The organism is Pauljensenia sp. C0254C2 (assembly GCF_056583835.1).
Window position 1 is genome coordinate 106,496 of the sequence record NZ_JBWPJO010000003.1, and the last position, 16,816, is coordinate 123,311.

General features: G+C 60.1%; 14 protein-coding genes. 10 read left to right on the forward strand and 4 right to left on the reverse strand.

The genetic code is table 11. The annotated features are described in order from the left end of the window. Positions 1 to 134: 134 nt before the first annotated feature. From uvrC to secG, 9 genes are all read left to right on the forward strand, one after another. Positions 135 to 2,159 (forward strand): excinuclease ABC subunit UvrC, encoded by a 2,025-nt coding sequence (gene uvrC / locus AC1DA5_RS03425; RefSeq protein WP_480289221.1) that lies wholly within the window; start codon positions 135 to 137, stop codon positions 2,157 to 2,159. Then, positions 2,152 to 3,417: a formate-dependent phosphoribosylglycinamide formyltransferase gene (purT, locus tag AC1DA5_RS03430; protein ID WP_480289222.1), complete on the forward strand. Its 1,266-nt coding sequence runs from the start codon at positions 2,152 to 2,154 to the stop codon at positions 3,415 to 3,417. Before uvrC ends, purT begins: the two co-directional genes overlap by 8 nt. Next, the gene (gene rapZ, locus AC1DA5_RS03435) at positions 3,414 to 4,379 is read left to right on the forward strand and encodes an RNase adapter RapZ (protein ID WP_058236666.1); all 966 of its coding nucleotides are present in this window, start codon (positions 3,414 to 3,416) and stop codon (positions 4,377 to 4,379) included. The genes purT and rapZ overlap by 4 nt, the downstream gene beginning before the upstream one ends. Positions 4,380 to 4,381: 2 nt before the next feature. Continuing rightward, entirely contained in the window at positions 4,382 to 5,389 is a 1,008-nt protein-coding gene (locus tag AC1DA5_RS03440) for a gluconeogenesis factor YvcK family protein (protein ID WP_070727155.1), read from the forward strand. A gap of 43 nt (positions 5,390 to 5,432) precedes the next feature. Beyond that, positions 5,433 to 6,413, forward strand: a complete 981-nt coding sequence (whiA, locus tag AC1DA5_RS03445) for a DNA-binding protein WhiA (RefSeq protein ID WP_058236668.1) — start codon at positions 5,433 to 5,435, stop codon at positions 6,411 to 6,413. 191 nt (positions 6,414 to 6,604) lie between these two features. Further along, a complete protein-coding gene (gene gap / locus AC1DA5_RS03450; RefSeq protein WP_480289224.1) occupies positions 6,605 to 7,612 on the forward strand; it encodes a type I glyceraldehyde-3-phosphate dehydrogenase in 1,008 nt (335 codons plus the stop codon). A 133-nt stretch (positions 7,613 to 7,745) separates the two neighbouring features. Further along, positions 7,746 to 8,936 (forward strand): phosphoglycerate kinase, encoded by a 1,191-nt coding sequence (locus AC1DA5_RS03455; RefSeq protein ID WP_058236670.1) that lies wholly within the window; start codon positions 7,746 to 7,748, stop codon positions 8,934 to 8,936. A gap of 3 nt (positions 8,937 to 8,939) precedes the next feature. After that, positions 8,940 to 9,719, forward strand: coding sequence for a triose-phosphate isomerase (gene tpiA, locus AC1DA5_RS03460; RefSeq protein ID WP_480289227.1), 780 nt, complete (start codon positions 8,940 to 8,942; stop codon positions 9,717 to 9,719). A 167-nt stretch (positions 9,720 to 9,886) separates the two neighbouring features. Continuing rightward, positions 9,887 to 10,138: a preprotein translocase subunit SecG gene (secG, locus tag AC1DA5_RS03465; RefSeq protein ID WP_058236672.1), complete on the forward strand. Its 252-nt coding sequence runs from the start codon at positions 9,887 to 9,889 to the stop codon at positions 10,136 to 10,138. Between the two features lie 111 nt (positions 10,139 to 10,249). On the opposite strand, the gene pgl is transcribed toward secG, so the two are convergent. From pgl to tkt, 4 genes are all read right to left on the reverse strand, one after another. Beyond that, positions 10,250 to 10,999 (reverse strand): 6-phosphogluconolactonase, encoded by a 750-nt coding sequence (gene pgl, locus AC1DA5_RS03470; RefSeq protein ID WP_070727158.1) that lies wholly within the window; start codon positions 10,997 to 10,999, stop codon positions 10,250 to 10,252. Further along, positions 10,996 to 11,946 (reverse strand): glucose-6-phosphate dehydrogenase assembly protein OpcA, encoded by a 951-nt coding sequence (locus AC1DA5_RS03475; protein ID WP_285014103.1) that lies wholly within the window; start codon positions 11,944 to 11,946, stop codon positions 10,996 to 10,998. The genes pgl and AC1DA5_RS03475 overlap by 4 nt, the downstream gene beginning before the upstream one ends. Next, complete coding sequence (gene zwf / locus AC1DA5_RS03480; RefSeq protein WP_480289229.1) at positions 11,943 to 13,481, reverse strand: glucose-6-phosphate dehydrogenase; 1,539 nt, start codon at positions 13,479 to 13,481, stop codon at positions 11,943 to 11,945. Before zwf ends, AC1DA5_RS03475 begins: the two co-directional genes overlap by 4 nt. A 147-nt stretch (positions 13,482 to 13,628) precedes the next feature. Then, positions 13,629 to 15,710, reverse strand: a complete 2,082-nt coding sequence (gene tkt / locus AC1DA5_RS03485; protein WP_480289230.1) for a transketolase — start codon at positions 15,708 to 15,710, stop codon at positions 13,629 to 13,631. Positions 15,711 to 15,860: 150 nt separating this feature from the next. On the opposite strand from tkt, the gene xerD reads away from it, so the two are divergent. After that, positions 15,861 to 16,796, forward strand: coding sequence for a site-specific tyrosine recombinase XerD (gene xerD / locus AC1DA5_RS03490; RefSeq protein ID WP_480289232.1), 936 nt, complete (start codon positions 15,861 to 15,863; stop codon positions 16,794 to 16,796). Positions 16,797 to 16,816 lie beyond the last annotated feature (20 nt).

Consider the following 16,816-nt stretch of genomic DNA (forward strand, 5'->3'; position numbering starts at 1 on the left):
TCCGGGTCGATTCATGAGATCACGGCAGTCGCCATGTCTGAGTGTACTCATTTGAACGCCCGCACTCACATCGCGTCCGTCCTGCGTCGTGCCGTTCAATTGGCGCCGTCGCTGCCGGAAGCTAGGCTAAAGGAATGGCGAAGTTGGATCAGTGGCGCCCTCGGACGAGCGACATTCCCACGCAGCCGGGAGTGTACCGATTTCGTGACGACCAGGGTCGCGTCATCTATGTCGGTAAAGCGAAAAACCTTCGCAACCGGCTGACCAACTATTTTCAGGATCCTCAGGTTCTGCACCCGCGCACCCGCCACATGGTTGCAACAGCTGCCAGCGTGCAGTGGACAGTTGTGTCCAACGAGATCGAAGCGCTCTCCCTGGAATTCACGTGGATCAAGGAATTCGACCCGCGATTCAACGTGATGTATCGCGATGACAAGTCCTATCCGTACCTTGCGGTGACGATGTCAGAAAAGTTTCCGCGCGTCCATATCACGCGGCAGTCACGCAGAAAAGGCACACGCTATTTTGGCCCCTACACGCAAGTGTGGGCGATCCGCGAAACCATCGACATGCTGCTGCGAGTTTTCCCTGTCAGAACATGTTCACCTGGTGTCTTCAAACGCTACCAGGCGCAGTGCAGGCCGTGTCTGCTGGGCGATATTGGCAAATGCTCTGCGCCGTGTGCCGGGCGCATCAGTGCCGACGCTCATCGTGAACTTGCGCAGAACCTGTGTGAGTTCATGCAGGGCAAGGCTGCGCCGGTTATTCGCTCCCTTGAGGAACAGATGAAGCAGGCTGCCGCCGAACTCGACTTTGAGAAAGCCGCCAGGCTGCGTGACGATCTGAAAGCCATGACGACGGTGCTGGAGCGTAACACGATGGTCCTGGAGGACGGAACTGACGCTGACGTATTCGCCCTGGCGTGTGATGAACTGGATGTTGCCGTGTATGTCTTCCACGTGCGGGGAGGTCGCGTACGAGGCACACGCGGCTGGGTAGTAGACCGCGTTGACGATGCGAGTGAGGCAGATCTGATGAGCGCTCTGCTCGAGCAAGTTTACGGAGACGTTCCTGCCGCCGAACAACCTTTACGAGGGCGGCCGCGCGGCCAGGCTGAAGCCCGGTCGGTCGACGATGTGGCACATACGCCCACATCAGCGCTTCCCCGGGAAGTTCTGGTGTCAGTGGAGCCTGCGGATCGCGACGCCCTGGAGAAGTGGCTCACCACGTTGCGCGGTGCGCGTGTGCGTGTGCGTGTGCCTCAGCGCGGAACCGCGGCTTCCTTGATGAAAACGGTGCAGGAAAACGCGCAGCAGTCGCTGGTTCTTCACCGCACGAAACGTGCCGGTGACCTCACCCAGCGGTCCCGGGCGCTCGAAGAACTGGCTGAGAACCTCGGCCTGGAAGCAGCACCGCTGCGTATCGAGTGCTACGACATTTCCCACACAGCCGGCCAGCAGCAGGTTGCTTCGATGGTGGTATTTGAAGATGGTGCCCCGCGTAAGTCGGACTACCGCACGTTCAATATCCGACCGCGCTCCGACGGCACACCGCCTGACGATACGGCGGCAATGACGCAGGTATTGCAGCGGCGCTTCACCCGCCTGCTGGCGGAAGAGGCCGGCATTGAAGGTGAAGACGATGATGGTGTGGAGTTCGCTACTGGACCGATCGATCCGCACACGGGACGCCCTCGTCGATTTTCCTACCGGCCGGATCTTGTGGTGGTTGACGGCGCACTGGCGCAGGTGAATGCGGCCGAAAAGGCTTTAACGGGGGTGGGGGTTGACCTGCCGGTTGTAGGACTGGCCAAACGTCTGGAGGAAGTGTGGGTGCCTGGTGATGAGTTTCCACTGATTTTGCCTCGCACCTCGGCTGCTCTGTATTTGCTGCAGTATTTGCGCGATGAATCTCACCGTTTTGCGATTACGCACCATCGGCGTCGACGCACGAAAGCACAGACGCGGTCTGTCCTGGACGGAATTGAGGGACTGGGGCCCGTACGTCAAAAAGCGTTGCTGGCTCATTTCGGCTCGGTGAAGCGCCTGCGGGCTGCCAGCGCTGAGCAGATTGAACACGTCCAGGGTATCGGACCAGCATTGGCCGCTATTATTGTGGAATCGCTTGGCACTGACCGTGAGGAGACTCGCAATGACTGAATCGACGTGGCCCGTTCCAACACCGCTTCCGGCGCGGGTCTTGTTGCTGGGATCGGGGGAACTGGGGCGTGAACTGACGATTTCGCTCAAGCGCCTGGGCGCCCATGTCACTGCGGTCGATGCCTATGCGCATGCTCCCGCGATGCAGGTTGCGGATGACTATCGTGTGATCGACATGAGCGATCCGGACTCTTTGCGTGACGTGCTCAGCAGCGTGCACGTTGACCTGATTGTGCCCGAACTGGAAGCAATTGCCACGCACGTGCTGGCCGAATTTGAACAGGCTGGGAGCGCACGCGTCGTTCCGAACGCGTTCGCGGTGCAGGCAACGATGGATCGCGAACGCATACGTAGCGTGGCGAGTGCTGTTCCAGGGGTGCGCACATCGAAGTTTCGCTTCGCATCCAGTGTCGACGAGGTGCGCAGCGCGCTGGAATATACGGGCGTACCGGCCTTCATTAAACCCACGATGTCCTCGTCGGGACATGGACAGTCGCGAGTTGAATCCGTTGACGAGGCTGAATCGGCGTGGACATGTGCCCAGGACGATGCGCGGGCCACCACAGGGCGCGTCATCGTTGAGGAGGGCGTGACATTCGACTGTGAAATCACTCTGCTCACCGTGCGGTGGTGGGACGACGAGGCAGGCGAGGTTCGAACCAGCGTGTGTGAACCGATCGGTCACCGGCAGGTCAGCGGTGACTACGTTGAATCGTGGCAAAGCGCCGACATTTCACCGCGTGCACGTGAGCGAGCCGAGGAGATGGCTATTGCCGTCACCGGCGCTCTGGCAGAGCACGGGACGGAGCCATGTCTGGGACTGTTTGGAGTGGAGTTCTTCATTCAGGGCGACGACGTATGGTTCTCCGAGTTGTCACCGCGCCCACATGACACCGGCATGGTGACCATGATGACGCAGGACCAATCTGAATTCGACATTCATGCTCGCGCGATCCTTGGCCTGCCCGTCGACACGACGATGCGCCGCACTGGAGCATCTGCAGTTGTGAAGGCGCCACGAGCGTTTTCCCTTGCCGGTTACGAGGGTGTCGCCCGCGCGCTACGTGACGGAGGAGATTTGAGAATCTTCTCGAAATCCGCCACGCGTGCCGGCCGCAGGCTGGCGGTGGCGCTGGCATGGGGCGACTCGGTGCCGGAAGCACGTGAACGTGCTCAGGCGATTGCGAGCGAAGTGACGGTAGTCGAACGTGATGACTCAGCACAAAATACCGATGAAGATGGCATCCTAGTTTCATGACGACAACGCACAACAGTGACGACGTGGATCCGCTGACAGTTCCTCAGGGCATTCCACTGCTAGATCGTGACACGCCTCCGCCGGAAGAAGCGGAGGAGGACACGAACGAAGTCCTCATTATCACCGGCCGTTCAGGTGCTGGCCGCTCTCAGGCTGCGCGTGCGTTAGAGGACCTCGACTGGTACGTGGTCGATAATCTGCCTCCCTCGATGCTGCCGGCACTGGTCGGCATGATGTCTCCACGCGGAGGTGCGGGCGTACACCGCCTGGCCGCCGTGGTAGATGTGCGCTCAGGCGCCTTTTTCGCTGACTTGACATCCACACTGGAAAAGATGCGCGACAGCGGAATCATGTACCGCCTCATTTTCCTGGAAGCCAACGAACCGACACTGGTGCGCCGATATGAGTCGAACAGGCGGCCGCACCCTCTTCAGGGGGACGGGACACTACTGGACGGCATCACACGTGAAATGGAGTTGTTGGCACCGCTGCGCGAACACGCGGATGAAGTGATCGATACGTCCGCTATGTCAGTGCATGACCTGTCGCGACACATCCGCGACGTCATTGCAGGGGAAGGAGAGCGTCCCCTGCAGCTCACAGTTGAATCTTTCGGATTCAAGTACGGACTGCCGCTGGATGCCGACCATGTCGTGGACGTCCGCTTCCTGAAGAACCCGTACTGGGTGGGGGAGCTGCGCCACTTGACGGGGCGCGACGAACCGGTCGCACAGTATGTGCTCGATCAGCCCGGAGCTCGCGAATTTGCCGAGAATTATGTTGACCTGCTGCTGCCCATCATGGAGGGCTATGTCAGTGAGCTGAAGCCTTTCGTGACGATTGCCGTCGGGTGCACAGGTGGTCGGCACCGGTCGGTCGCGATCGCAGAACTGATCGCTCAGCGTTTCCGTAGCCACCAATTGACGGTGCGAGTCCTTCACCGCGACATAGGCAGGGACTGATTATGGCGGGATATCTGGATGCAGAAGGATGGGCACAGCGCGGTGAATCCGGCTCACGTGTCGTTGCTTTGGGGGGTGGACACGGGCTGTCCGCAACCCTGCGGGCTCTGCGACACATCACGCATCAGCTCACAGCGATCGTCACAGTAGCCGACGATGGGGGATCCTCAGGACGTCTGCGTTCTGAAACAGATCTTCTACCTCCAGGAGATCTGCGAATGGCTCTGGCCAGTTTGTGCGAGGAAACCGAATGGGGACTGACCTGGCGCGATGTGATGCAGCTGCGTCTGCGTACCAACGGACCATTGAATGGCCATGCCCTTGGGAACCTGCTGATCTCCGGCCTGTGGCAGCTTCTGGGCGACCCCGTTGAGGGTTTGGAATGGGTCGGCCGGCTCCTGGGCGCTCAGGGCCGGGTCCTGCCGATGGCATCAGTTCCACTGGACATTGAAGCCGATATGGAAAACGAAGGCGAGCTGTACACGGTACGGGGCCAGTCACGCGTCGCCGTCGCGCCCGGACGTGTGCGCCACGTGCGCCTTATCCCTGAGGATCCGCCCGTCCCAGAGGCTGCAATGCACGCCATCCAGGAAGCTGAATGGGTCGTGCTCGGTCCAGGGTCGTGGTACACCTCGTTAATTCCGCACCTGCTGGTTTCACAGTTGCACCGGGCACTGGTCACAACAGATGCCCACAGGGCACTGGTCCTGAATCTGGCCCGCCAGCGTGGTGAAACAGACACGATGAGCGCTGCCGATCACGTGCGCGTCCTACGCGACCATGCACCTGATCTCAAGCTGGACGTTGTCATTGCCGACCCGACTGCCACGGATGATATTGATACGCTCATTCAGGCAGCGCAGGACGTGGGCGCTCGAGTCATGTTGCGCCAGGTGCGAACGGGCGACGGGAAGCCCCATCATGATCCGTTGCGTCTGGCTGCGGCTCTGCGAGATGCATTCGATGGATTCATGGGAGAGGTGGGACGATCGGAACCGTGGTTAGCATGAGCAGTTGTCATCAAGGCGCTCTACACGACACGAGGAGGCGATCATGTCTTTAACGATGGACATGAAAGAGGAGCTTGCTCACCTGGTTCCTGCACGTCAATCGACAATGGCGGCCGAGGCTGCTGTGATGCTCCGATTTGCCGGAGGTCTGCACCTCGTGTCTGGTCGAATTATCATCGAGGCTGAACTGGATTCCCCACTTGTCGCTCGACGCCTGCGAGCCTTCCTCACCTCGCTGTACGGTACGGAATCATCTGTCGTTGTCGTGTCAGGTGGTGCGCTGCGTCGCGGTGACCGATACGTGGTGCGCGTCGTCAAGGAAGCAGACGCCCTGGCACGCGTGACAGGACTGGTCGATCAACTGGGACGCCCGGTCAGAGGCTTGGCGCCGCACCTGGTCAGCGCCGGAAAAGACGAAGCAGCAGCAGGATGGCGAGGAGCCTTTCTGGCACGAGGATCCCTGCTGGAACCGGGTCGATCAACGTCGATGGAAGTGACCTGTCCCGGCCCTGAAGCGGCAATGGCCCTTGTCGGGTGTGCACGACGACTGGGAGCTACGGGGAAGTCGCGCGAAATCCGCGGAGCTGATCGGGTTGTCATCCGGGAGGCGGACTCGATTTCCACGCTCATCAATGCGATGGGTGCCGTCAAGACGTTTGAGGTGTGGAAAGAACGCCGCGAACGTCGCGAAGCGCGAGGCAGCGCCAACCGCCTGGCCAACTTTGATGATGCGAACCTTCGGCGCTCGGCTCGTGCGGCAGTAGCCGCAGGTGCCAGGGTTCGACGTGCCTTTGAGATTCTGGGCGACTCCGTGCCGCCGCATCTGCGTGAGGCGGGCGAACTGCGCATCCAATACCGCCAGGCTTCATTGGAAGAACTGGGTAAGCACATTGATCCACCCTTGACTAAGGACGCCGTGGCGGGGCGCATCCGTAGACTGCTGGCAATGGCCGATAAGGCTGCACACGAGCAGGGGATACCCGACACTGAGTCTGCACTCACGCTCGAAATGTTCGATGATTAGAAGTGTCACGAACAGCCTGTTCGCTTGACGCAAACTTCTTGTAGGCCATTCGACCCTGACTAAATGGCCTATGGGGTGTACATTGAAGAGTGCTTGAACCGCAGAAGTCTGCGGGCTGGATTGTGGTACCGAGCCCTATCCGGTTGCACGAAATACGTGCCCCTTTATGGGGTACAAGCAGGAGGACTATAGTGACCATCCGCGTTGGAATCAACGGCTTCGGCCGCATCGGCCGCAACTTCTTCCGTGCCGCTCGTCAGCAGGGTGCGGATTTTGAAATCGTGGCAGTAAACGATCTGACCGATAACAAGACCCTCGCTCACTTGCTCAAGTTTGACTCCATCACGGGTCGTCTTGACGCAGAGGTGACCTACGACGAGGAGTCAATCTCCGTCGATGGAAAGAAGATTGTTGCTCTCGAAGAGCGCGATCCGGCCAACCTGCCGTGGAAGGACCTCGGCGTAGATGTCGTCGTCGAGTCCACCGGATTCTTTACAGACGGTGAGAAGGCAAAGGCCCACATCGAAGCCGGTGCCAAGAAGGTAATCATCTCCGCGCCTGGCAAGAACGTTGACGCCACATTCGTCATGGGCGTGAACAGCGACGACTACGACAACGAGAAGCACAACATCGTGTCGAACGCCTCGTGCACCACCAACTGCCTTGCTCCTCTGGCCAAGGTTCTCGATGAGGCTTTCGGAATCGATAGCGGCCTCATGGTGACCGTGCACGCCTACACCGGCGATCAGCGCATCCACGACGCACCGCACAAGGATCTGCGTCGCGCCCGCGCAGCAGCTCTGAACATCGTCCCGACCTCGACCGGTGCAGCCCGCGCCGTGTCCCTGGTTCTTCCTCAGCTGAAGGGCCGTCTGGACGGCTACGCAATGCGCGTCCCGGTTCCGACCGGCTCCGTCGTCGACCTCACCTTCATCCCGAAGAAGGAAGGCGTCACCGCCGAAGACGTGAACGCAGCATGCAAGGCAGCCTCGACCGGCGAATTTGCCAAAGCGTTCAAGTACTCCGAGGATGAACTGGTTTCGACCGACATCACCGGCGATCCCCACACCTCCATCTTCGACTCGAAGCTGACCAAGGTCATTGACAACCAGATCAAGGTTGTCTCCTGGTACGACAACGAATGGGGCTACTCCAACAGCCTCGTTCGCCTGACCTCGAAGGTCGCGGCCGCGCTCTGAGCACGACGTTAGAATGAGGAGAGGCGCCCGCATGCATATCTCTGCGTGCGGGCGCCTTTTCCATGGTGGCTTAACGAGCCGCCCCCATCGACGAATTTGACATACCCTGCACTGCACAATCAAGGGAGGTTCAATGAGGACCATAGAAACATTGGGTGACCTGCGCGGCAAGCGCGTCCTCGTCCGCTCGGACTTCAATGTCCCGATCAAGGACGGCGAAATCACCGACGACGGACGTATCCGGGCAGCTCTACCGACACTGAACAAGCTTGTTGACGAAGGAGCACGCATCCTCGTCATGGCACACATGGGTCGACCGAAAGGCGAAGTGAAGCCTGAATTCTCACTCAAGCCCGTTGCCGCACGTCTGGCAGAGCTGATCGATGCCCCCGTCAGCCTCGCAGAGGACACAACGGGCCCCTCGGCACACGAGGCGGCAGAAAAGATCAAGGACGGCGAGATCGTCCTGCTGGAGAATGTTCGATTCGACCCCCGCGAAACCTCGAAGGATGACGCGGAGCGTGAAGCCTTCGCCAAGGAAATGGCTGAACTGGCCGACGCATTCGTCTCCGACGGATTCGGCGTAGTCCACCGCAAGCAGGCATCCGTATACGACATCGCCAAGCTCCTGCCCTCCGCAGCCGGCCTCCTGGTCGTCAAGGAAATTGAATCCCTGTCACGCGTGACAGGCGATCCTGAGCGTCCCTACGCCGTTGTGCTGGGAGGCTCGAAAGTCTCCGACAAGCTCGGCGTCATCGAGAATCTGCTGACCAAGGCCGATATGCTGCTCATCGGCGGTGGCATGTCGTTCACCTTCCTGGCCGCGAAAGGCTACGAGGTGGGCAAGTCCCTGCTCGAGGAAGATCAGATCGATACAGTCAAGGAATACATCGACGAGGCCGACAAGCGCGGCGTCAAGCTGGTTCTCCCAGTCGACGTCGTTGCGGCGCCCGAATTCAAGGCTGACGCGCCGGCAACGGTTGTTGACGCCGACAAGATGCCCGCTGACCAGATGGGTCTGGACATCGGACCGAAGTCCGGCGAATTGTTCGCACAGACACTGGCCGAGGCCAAGACTGTGGCGTGGAACGGCCCGATGGGCGTATTCGAGTTCGAGGCATTCGCAGAGGGCACCCGCGCCGTGGCGCAGGCACTGTCATCAGGCTCAATGTTCTCGGTGGTCGGTGGCGGCGACTCGGCAGCAGCCATTCGTCAACTCGGATTCGACGAATCCACTTTCTCTCACATTTCCACAGGCGGTGGAGCGTCCCTCGAACTCCTCGAAGGCAAGACTCTGCCCGGTATCGCAGTTCTGGAGGACTGAAACATGGCACGTACACCTTTGATGGCCGGAAACTGGAAGATGAACCTCAACCACCTTGAGGCTGTTCATTTGGTCCAGGGCCTCGCAATGGCGTTGGATGACGCGAATTTCACCTATGGCGACGTTGAAGTTGTGGTCATCCCACCGTTTACCGATATCCGCTCCGTTCAGACTGTCGTTGAGGGTGACAACCTCAAGATCAAGTACGGCGCGCAGGACATCTCAACGCACGAATCCGGCGCATACACCGGTGAAGTGTCAGCTGAAATGCTCGCCAAGCTGGGTGTCAGCTATGTTGTCGTCGGCCACTCCGAACGTCGCGAATACCACGGCGAAAGCGATGCATTGGTGGGCGAGAAGGCCCGCGTTGCACTGGCAGCCGGGATGACCCCGATCATCTGCTGCGGTGAGGGCCTCGAGGTCCGCAAGGAAGGCCGTCACGTCGAGCACGTCCTGGCTCAGATCGACGGTGCACTCGATGGGATGGACGCCGAGCAGGCTGCCAAGATCGTCATTGCCTACGAGCCCATCTGGGCGATCGGCACCGGCGAGGTTGCGACACCTGAAGATGCCCAGGAGGTGTGCGGTGCGATCCGCGCACGTCTGGCAGAGCTGTACACACCGGAACTGGCTGACAGCGTCCGCGTTCTGTACGGCGGCTCCGTGAAGTCGACGAACGTTGCTGACATTATGGCTCAGCCTGATGTTGACGGCGGACTGGTCGGCGGCGCCTCTCTGAAGGCGGAGGAGTTCTCGAAGATCGCTCTGTACAAGAACGCCTGATCGGCTCGCGCCGGTCTTCTGACAGTTCGCCTGGCGCGCCCTACTCAGGACGGCCAGGCGAACTGCGGCAGAGATGTGAGGTAACGCGCCGCGCGTCCAACTGGTGTTGGACGGCCTTATACCACTACACTGCCTACTGTTATCCCCAGCATGTGAATGGAAAACCAGTGACTGCTCTGAAAATAATCCTTGTCGTACTGACCGTTTTGGCCAGCATCCTGCTTGTATTGACAGTGCTGATGCACAAAGGGCGCGGCGGCGGCCTGTCAGATATGTTCGGCGGCGGCATTTCCACCACTGCGGGATCATCAGGCGTGGCAGAACGTAACCTGAATCGCATTACCTTGGCAATTCTGATCGTGTGGGTGGTGTGCATCGTAGCCTACGCGCTCCTGACCAAGATCACGGTCGCCAGCTAAGATACGGCCTTACGCTCAAGCTTTCGGTAATCGCACGTGAGACGTGAACGTCCCACGTGCGATTTCTCTATTGACTGTGCGCGCAGTGGGCTGAGACCACGACCCGGTGATTCAGCGAACTTCCAGGCCGCGCGCCGAATCCGTATCAAGCCAGAACGTGGTTCGATCGCGTGGAAGACCGGCAATCGGTCGATCCTGCTCATGCGCGCCCAACACCAGTGCCTCCGCCAGTGCGTCAGCCTTCGAATCACCGGGCGCGACAACCCAGATATCACGGGCACTGGCAATAGTCGACATCGGCAGCGACAGCCTCAACGGCGGCATTTTCGGTGAATCGCGCACTACCAGAACAGGCGCGCCATCAGCTTCGTGCGCGCGGCCCGGGAAGAGGGAGGCAATGTGCCCATCCGGTCCCATCCCGATCAGCGCAAAGTCAAGCACCCCGTCACCGATATCTGAGCGCCACAGATCTGCATAGTCCTCAGCCGCCTGATCGAGTCCCTGACCGCGGTCGGAGGGCATGGGGCGCAGCTGAATGCCGGGCAGTTGCGCGAACAGCGCGGATACGGCCTGCTGGTCATTACGCTCGGAGTGGGTGGCCTGAACGAAGCGTTCATCGACCCACCACACTCGAATATGCGACCAGTCGGCATCGAGGTCGTCCTCGTCAGCGATGATCGAAGCGAGATCGGCGAGAACGTCGTGCACGACGCCGCCTGCGATAGCCCACTGGAAGGGACGGTCAGCGCTGTGTTCACGCGCGTCCTGCACGAGGATTGGCAACAATTCGCGCGCAACAGCGCTGGCCAGATTCTTACGGTCAGAAGCGGTGACGATACGGGGCAGGGGAGAAGAAGTCATGACTGGTCCTTGCAATCGCGACGAACGTCGTGCAGGAAATTGCCGATCACGTGCTGATACATGAGGTCAGGATCTAAGCGTCTGAGTTCTTCCATCACGCAGTCCTGAATACTGCGCCGCGGAAGATTAACCGCGACAGGATCAAGACCCGAACGCTTGACATGCGCGACAGACGAGCCGGCAGGGCGCGTTAACGAGGCTTCCTCGGCATCATCAAACGTGAAGTGCACACCCGTAATGGTTTGAGCTGTCGGATCGGTGTCGACGCGTGCAGGAATACCCATCACATCGGCAAGCCACGCTGCCACTAGATACGACGACGGATGAGTGTGGTGGCCGCGAACGGTCACGGCGGTGGGTACCGACTTGAACCCCTCGACCATTGTGGCGATCAGTGCGCGCCACAACGTGACGCCGGACCACGCCAAGTCAGTGTCCCCAGGGGTGTACACCTCGGACAGGCGCAACAGTGTATCGATGGGCGTATCGGTCTCCCGTGAATCCGAAATGCGACGCACGGCCAGTCGCCCCAGCGGATGCTCGGCAGGATTTTCAGGCGGTATGCTGGGCCAGAACGTCACCACCGGCGTATCGGCCAGTAACAGCGGCATAACCAGGGTATCCAGATCCTGACCAGCGTCGCCGCGAGGCTCCAGGACGATGACTTCAGACGGCCCCTCGTCCTTGCCCATGCGAATCTGTGCATTGACCCGCGGGGAGCTGGAGCGTTCTGCCTGCACCGGCTCCACCACCACGATGACGCGGCAAGGATGCTCGTGAGAAGCAGCCTGCGAAATTTCAATCGCATGGTCAACGTCGATCCGGTCGTCAACCACGACGATCAGCGTCAACACGCGGCCCAGCGCCGAAGCCCCCTGTTCCTGACGGATCTGCAGAAGCTGCGAGGCGATATCGAGGGCTGATGTGTCGTTGAGGGTGATAATCACGGCAACCTCCAAGCGCGGCTGGAGCGAGCCAGCATCTGGTGAGCTGATTCAGGTCCCCATGTTCCGGGACGATACTGGTCGGGAGGGCCCTGCTGTGCCCAGAAATCCAGCACCGGATCGAGGATTTTCCACGAGGCCTCAACCTCATCCTGATCGGGGAACAGTGGCGCGGAGCCGACCAGCGCATCAAGGATGAGGCGCTCGTAGGATTCCGGGGAATCCTCAGTGAACGCATGGCCGTAGCCAAAATCCATCGTCACGTCGCGCACTTGCATCTCTGTTGCGGGAACCTTCGCACCGAAACGAATCGTCATTCCCTCATCGGGCTGGATACGGATGACGAGGACGTTGTGCCCGGTTTCTCCCATCTCAAAGTGCTGGAACGGGACGTGCGAGGCACGTTTGAAGACAACTGCAATCTCCGTGACACGTTTGCCCAGGCGCTTGCCCGTACGCAGATAGAACGGAACACCAGCCCACCGGCGTGTATCGACGTGCAATGTCAATGCGGCATATGTTTCGGTGTGCGAATCGGCCGGAATATTGTCCTCGTCGAGATACCCCTTGACAAATTGACCGGCTTGCCAACCTGACTGGTATTGACCGCGTGCTGTTGAGGTCGCCAGATCCTCGGGCAGACGAATAGCGGACAGGACCTTCAGCTTTTCGGCCCTGAGCGCCTCAGGCGACAAGTTGATGGGCTCCTCCATCGCGGTGAGCGCCACGAGCTGAAGCAGATGGTTCTGGATGACGTCCCTGGCCGCGCCAATACCGTCGTAATAGCCGGCGCGAGTACCGATGCCGATATCCTCCGCCATCGTGATCTGCACGTGATCCACATAATGCGCATTCCACAGTGGTTCGAACATCGTGTTGGCGAAACGCATCGCCAGAATGTTCTGAACGGTTTCCTTGCCCAAATAGTGGTCGATACGGAACACGTCCTGCTCATCGAAGACGCGCGAGACGGCGTCCGACAGTTCGCGGGCAGATTCAAGGTCGTGACCGAACGGCTTCTCGATGATCACCCGGCGCCACTCACTATCCCGACGCTCGTTCAGACCGGTATTCGCCAGGTGCTGACAGACAACCGGGAACCACTTTGGGGGAATGGACAAGTAGAAAGCGTGATTGCCGCCGGTGCCGCGCGATTCATCGAGTTCACGCACCGTCTGCGCCAACTCCTCGTATGCGTCAGTGTCGTCGAATGAGCCGGACACGAAGCGCAAGCCGGATGCAAAATGCTTCCACGTTCCCTCGTCGAACCCTGTTCGAGAGTGCTGCTCAATGGAGGTGCGCACGAAATCTTCAAAATCTTCACGATCCCACTCACGTCTGCCGAAACCGGTCAGCGCGAACGCAGGGTTGAGGAGGCCGCGGTGTGCCAGGTCGTAGATAGCGGGCAGCAACTTCGTGCGCGCCAGATCGCCGGTAATGCCGAAAACGACCAGGCCGCAAGGAGGCGCAATTCGAGGCAGCCTCCGATCCATGGAGCTTCGTATCTGCATCGTCGCGTCATCCGATGAAGGGTCCATGCACACTCCTCAATCGATCATGTGTCAGGCCACCATCGTATCGAGATCGCCGTGATTCAGCTTGTCATGCCCACGACGTGATCGACGCGGGGCTTCGGCCATGTGCCGTCACCCCGCGCCGATACCTCATGTCAGCAGAAAGCAGTGTTACTTCGCTGCAGCATCCAGTGATTCGTGAGCAGCGCTCACCACTGCCTCAGCAGTGAAGCCGAACTCCTCGAACAGGCGGGCGCCATCAGCGGACTCACCGAAGTGCTCGATGCACACGGCTCGGCCTGCGTCGCCGATCCAGCGGTGCCACGGCATCGCAATGCCAGCCTCGACGGAGACGCGGGCACGCACACTGCTGGGTAGGACCGATTCCTTGTAATCCTCGTCCTGCTCGTCGAACCATTCCATGCAGGGAACCGACACGACGCGCACGCTGCGACCTTCTTCGCGCAACGTGGCAGCAGCGTCAAGCGCGATTGACACCTCAGAACCCGATGCCAGGAGGATGACATCCGGATCGCCGTCACAGCTCAGCACATAGGCGCCGCGATCCAGGCCCTCCGCAGCGGCCAGGCCGGCCTCGTCGCCGCGGGCAGGGTTTGGCAGACCCTGACGCGACAAGACCAGCGCGGCGGGGTGCTGACGTTCCAGGATCGATTTCCATGCCTGAGCCGTTTCTGCAGCATCCGCCGGGCGCACAACCGCGAGGTTCGGGATCGCGCGGCAGGCTGCCAGATGCTCGATGGGCTGGTGCGTCGGGCCGTCTTCGCCCACACCGATCGAATCGTGGGTCCACACGTAGGTCACAGGCAGATCCATGATGGACGCCAGGCGCACCGCACCGCGCATGAAATCCGAAAAGACGAAGAATGTCGCACCGTACACGCGGGTGAGGTGATCGGCGGCAATACCGTTCATCACGGCACCCATGCCGAACTCGCGTACACCGAAGTGCAGGTTACGGCCAAACGGGTTGCCCGGGAACTTCTCAGAGGAGCGATCCTCGGGAAGGAATGACGGGTAGCCGTCCATGTAGGTGTTGTTCGATCCTGCCAGATCAGCGGAACCGCCCCACAGTTCAGGCAAAACGTCCTTGATGGCGTTGAGTACCTGACCGGAGGCTGCGCGGGTGGCCAGTGCTTTGTCTTCTTCGAACACGGGCAGGGCTGATTCCCACCCATCCGGAAGACCGCCCGCCAGGACACGGTCCAGCATCGCTGCGCGTTCAGGCTGGGCCTCACGCCACGCGTTGAAACGCTCATCCCACTGCTCACGTGCCTCACGTGCGCGCTTCGCGGTGGCTTCCCGCACTGCCTTGACAGCTTCTTCATCGGCGGCAAACATCGCCTCTGGATCAAAGCCGAGCGCTTCCTTCAGGCCGCGCAGCGCTTCATCCCCCAGCTTGGATCCGTGGATCCCGCCGGTGTTCTGCTTCTTCGGAGTTGGCCAGCCGATGATGGTGCGCAGCGCAATGATGGAGGGACGGTCGGTGACCTTCTCAGCTTCATTCAGTGCATGATCCAGGGCCTGGATGTCTTCGACGTAGGAGCCGTCATCCTTGAGCCAGTCAACGCGCTGGACATGCCAGCCGTAGGATTCGTAGCGCGCCAGAACGTCCTCGTTGAACGCGATATTCGTGTCGTCTTCAATTGAGATGTGGTTGTCGTCGTAAATAACCGTCAGGTTGCCCAGACGCTGCGTTCCGGCCAATGAGGCGGCCTCAGACTGGACGCCTTCCTGCATGCAACCGTCACCTGCAATGACGTACACGTTGTGATCGAAGACGGATTCACCCATCGGTGTTTCCGGATCATACAGGCCGTGGCTGCGGCGAGCCGACATGGCGAAACCGACGGCTGCACCGATGCCGGTACCCAGCGGTCCAGTGGTCACTTCCACGCCCTTGGTGTGCTTGAATTCGGGGTGACCGGGCGTCTTTGACTTGAACGTGCGCAGTGACTTCAGGTCCTCCAGTTCCAAGTCCATGCCAGCCAGATACAGCTGCACGTACTGTGTCAGCGATGAATGGCCTGCTGACAGGACGAAACGGTCGCGGCCCAGCCAATGCTCATCAGTTGGATCAAACTTCATATGGCGCTGGTAGAGCAGATACGCGGCAGGTGCCAGCGAAATAGCGGTGCCTGGGTGGCCATTGCCCACTTTCTCCACGGCATCGGCGGCTAGCACGCGGGCAGTCGCAACTGCTCGATCATCGATTGAGTCCCACTTCAATGTCACAACATCCTCCAGAATTTCTGCGCCCCAACGTTGAGCGACGCAGGTCAGAACAACACTGATATTGGCTGCAGGATTAGTCTACGTGAATACTGCGACCCCTGACGAGGACTTTCAGCCGCGCACCTGGGCCCGATCGTCTAGCATTCACACGTGGACGCTTTGGACAGCATTGCCGAGGAGTGGCTGAGCTACCTGCAGGTGGAAAAAGGCGCATCGGTGCACACGGTGACGAATTATCGCCGGGACATCGGGGGCTATATTCAGGCCTTGCATCAACGTGGGGTCACGGATCTGACGGCGGTCACCCCCGACAATGTCGCAGATTATCTGTCCACCCTGTCCCATCCTCACGGTGAAACGGCGCCGAAGGCTCCCTCGTCAATTGCGCGCGCACTGGCAGCGATCCGAGGGTTTCATCGTTTCGCGATCCGTGAAAGATACGGTACGGTCGACCCCACGCAGGATGTGCACTCACCGAAAATGGGGGAGCGCCTGCCCAAGGCTCTCAGTATTGACGAGGTGACACGCCTGCTGGATATGGCGGCGCGCGACGACTCGGCGCGCGGCATTCGAGACCATGCGCTGCTCGAAGTCCTCTACGCCACCGGGGCACGCGTGTCAGAGGCTTTGGCAATGGCTGTCGATGACATCGACCTGGATGAGGAGCTACCGGTCGTGCGTCTGTTCGGCAAGGGACGTAAGGAACGCCTGGTGCCGGTGGGACACGCTGCACGTCAGGCAGTGGGCAATTATCTGGTGCGTGCTCGCCCGGAGCTTGCCTCCCGAGGACGAGGCGATTCGCATTTGTTCCTGAATTTACGAGGGCGACCCATGTCGCGCCAATCGGCGTGGGAATCGATTCAACGGGTAGCCTGTGAGGCCGGCCTGGAATCGAAAGTATCGCCCCACACTCTGCGTCATTCCTTTGCCACGCATCTGCTGGAGGGTGGAGCGAGCGTGCGTGACGTGCAGGAACTGCTCGGACATGCCAGCGTTCAGACCACGCAGATCTATACCCGGTTGACGGCGACGACGCTGCGTGAAGTGTACCGATCCGCTCATCCACGTGCCCAGCTGCGCAACTGACGCGGCACAATGAACTAGGC

Coding starts and splice junctions, on each gene's coding strand:
- AC1DA5_RS03440 (WP_070727155.1), top strand. CDS start 4,382: ATGGCGGGATATCTGGATGCAGAAGGATGGGCACAGCGCGGTGAATCC.
- pgl (WP_070727158.1), bottom strand. CDS start 10,999: ATGACTTCTTCTCCCCTGCCCCGTATCGTCACCGCTTCTGACCGTAAG.
- whiA (WP_058236668.1), top strand. CDS start 5,433: ATGTCTTTAACGATGGACATGAAAGAGGAGCTTGCTCACCTGGTTCCT.
- uvrC (WP_480289221.1), top strand. CDS start 135: ATGGCGAAGTTGGATCAGTGGCGCCCTCGGACGAGCGACATTCCCACG.
- tpiA (WP_480289227.1), top strand. CDS start 8,940: ATGGCACGTACACCTTTGATGGCCGGAAACTGGAAGATGAACCTCAAC.
- rapZ (WP_058236666.1), top strand. CDS start 3,414: ATGACGACAACGCACAACAGTGACGACGTGGATCCGCTGACAGTTCCT.
- AC1DA5_RS03455 (WP_058236670.1), top strand. CDS start 7,746: ATGAGGACCATAGAAACATTGGGTGACCTGCGCGGCAAGCGCGTCCTC.
- zwf (WP_480289229.1), bottom strand. CDS start 13,481: ATGGACCCTTCATCGGATGACGCGACGATGCAGATACGAAGCTCCATG.
- purT (WP_480289222.1), top strand. CDS start 2,152: ATGACTGAATCGACGTGGCCCGTTCCAACACCGCTTCCGGCGCGGGTC.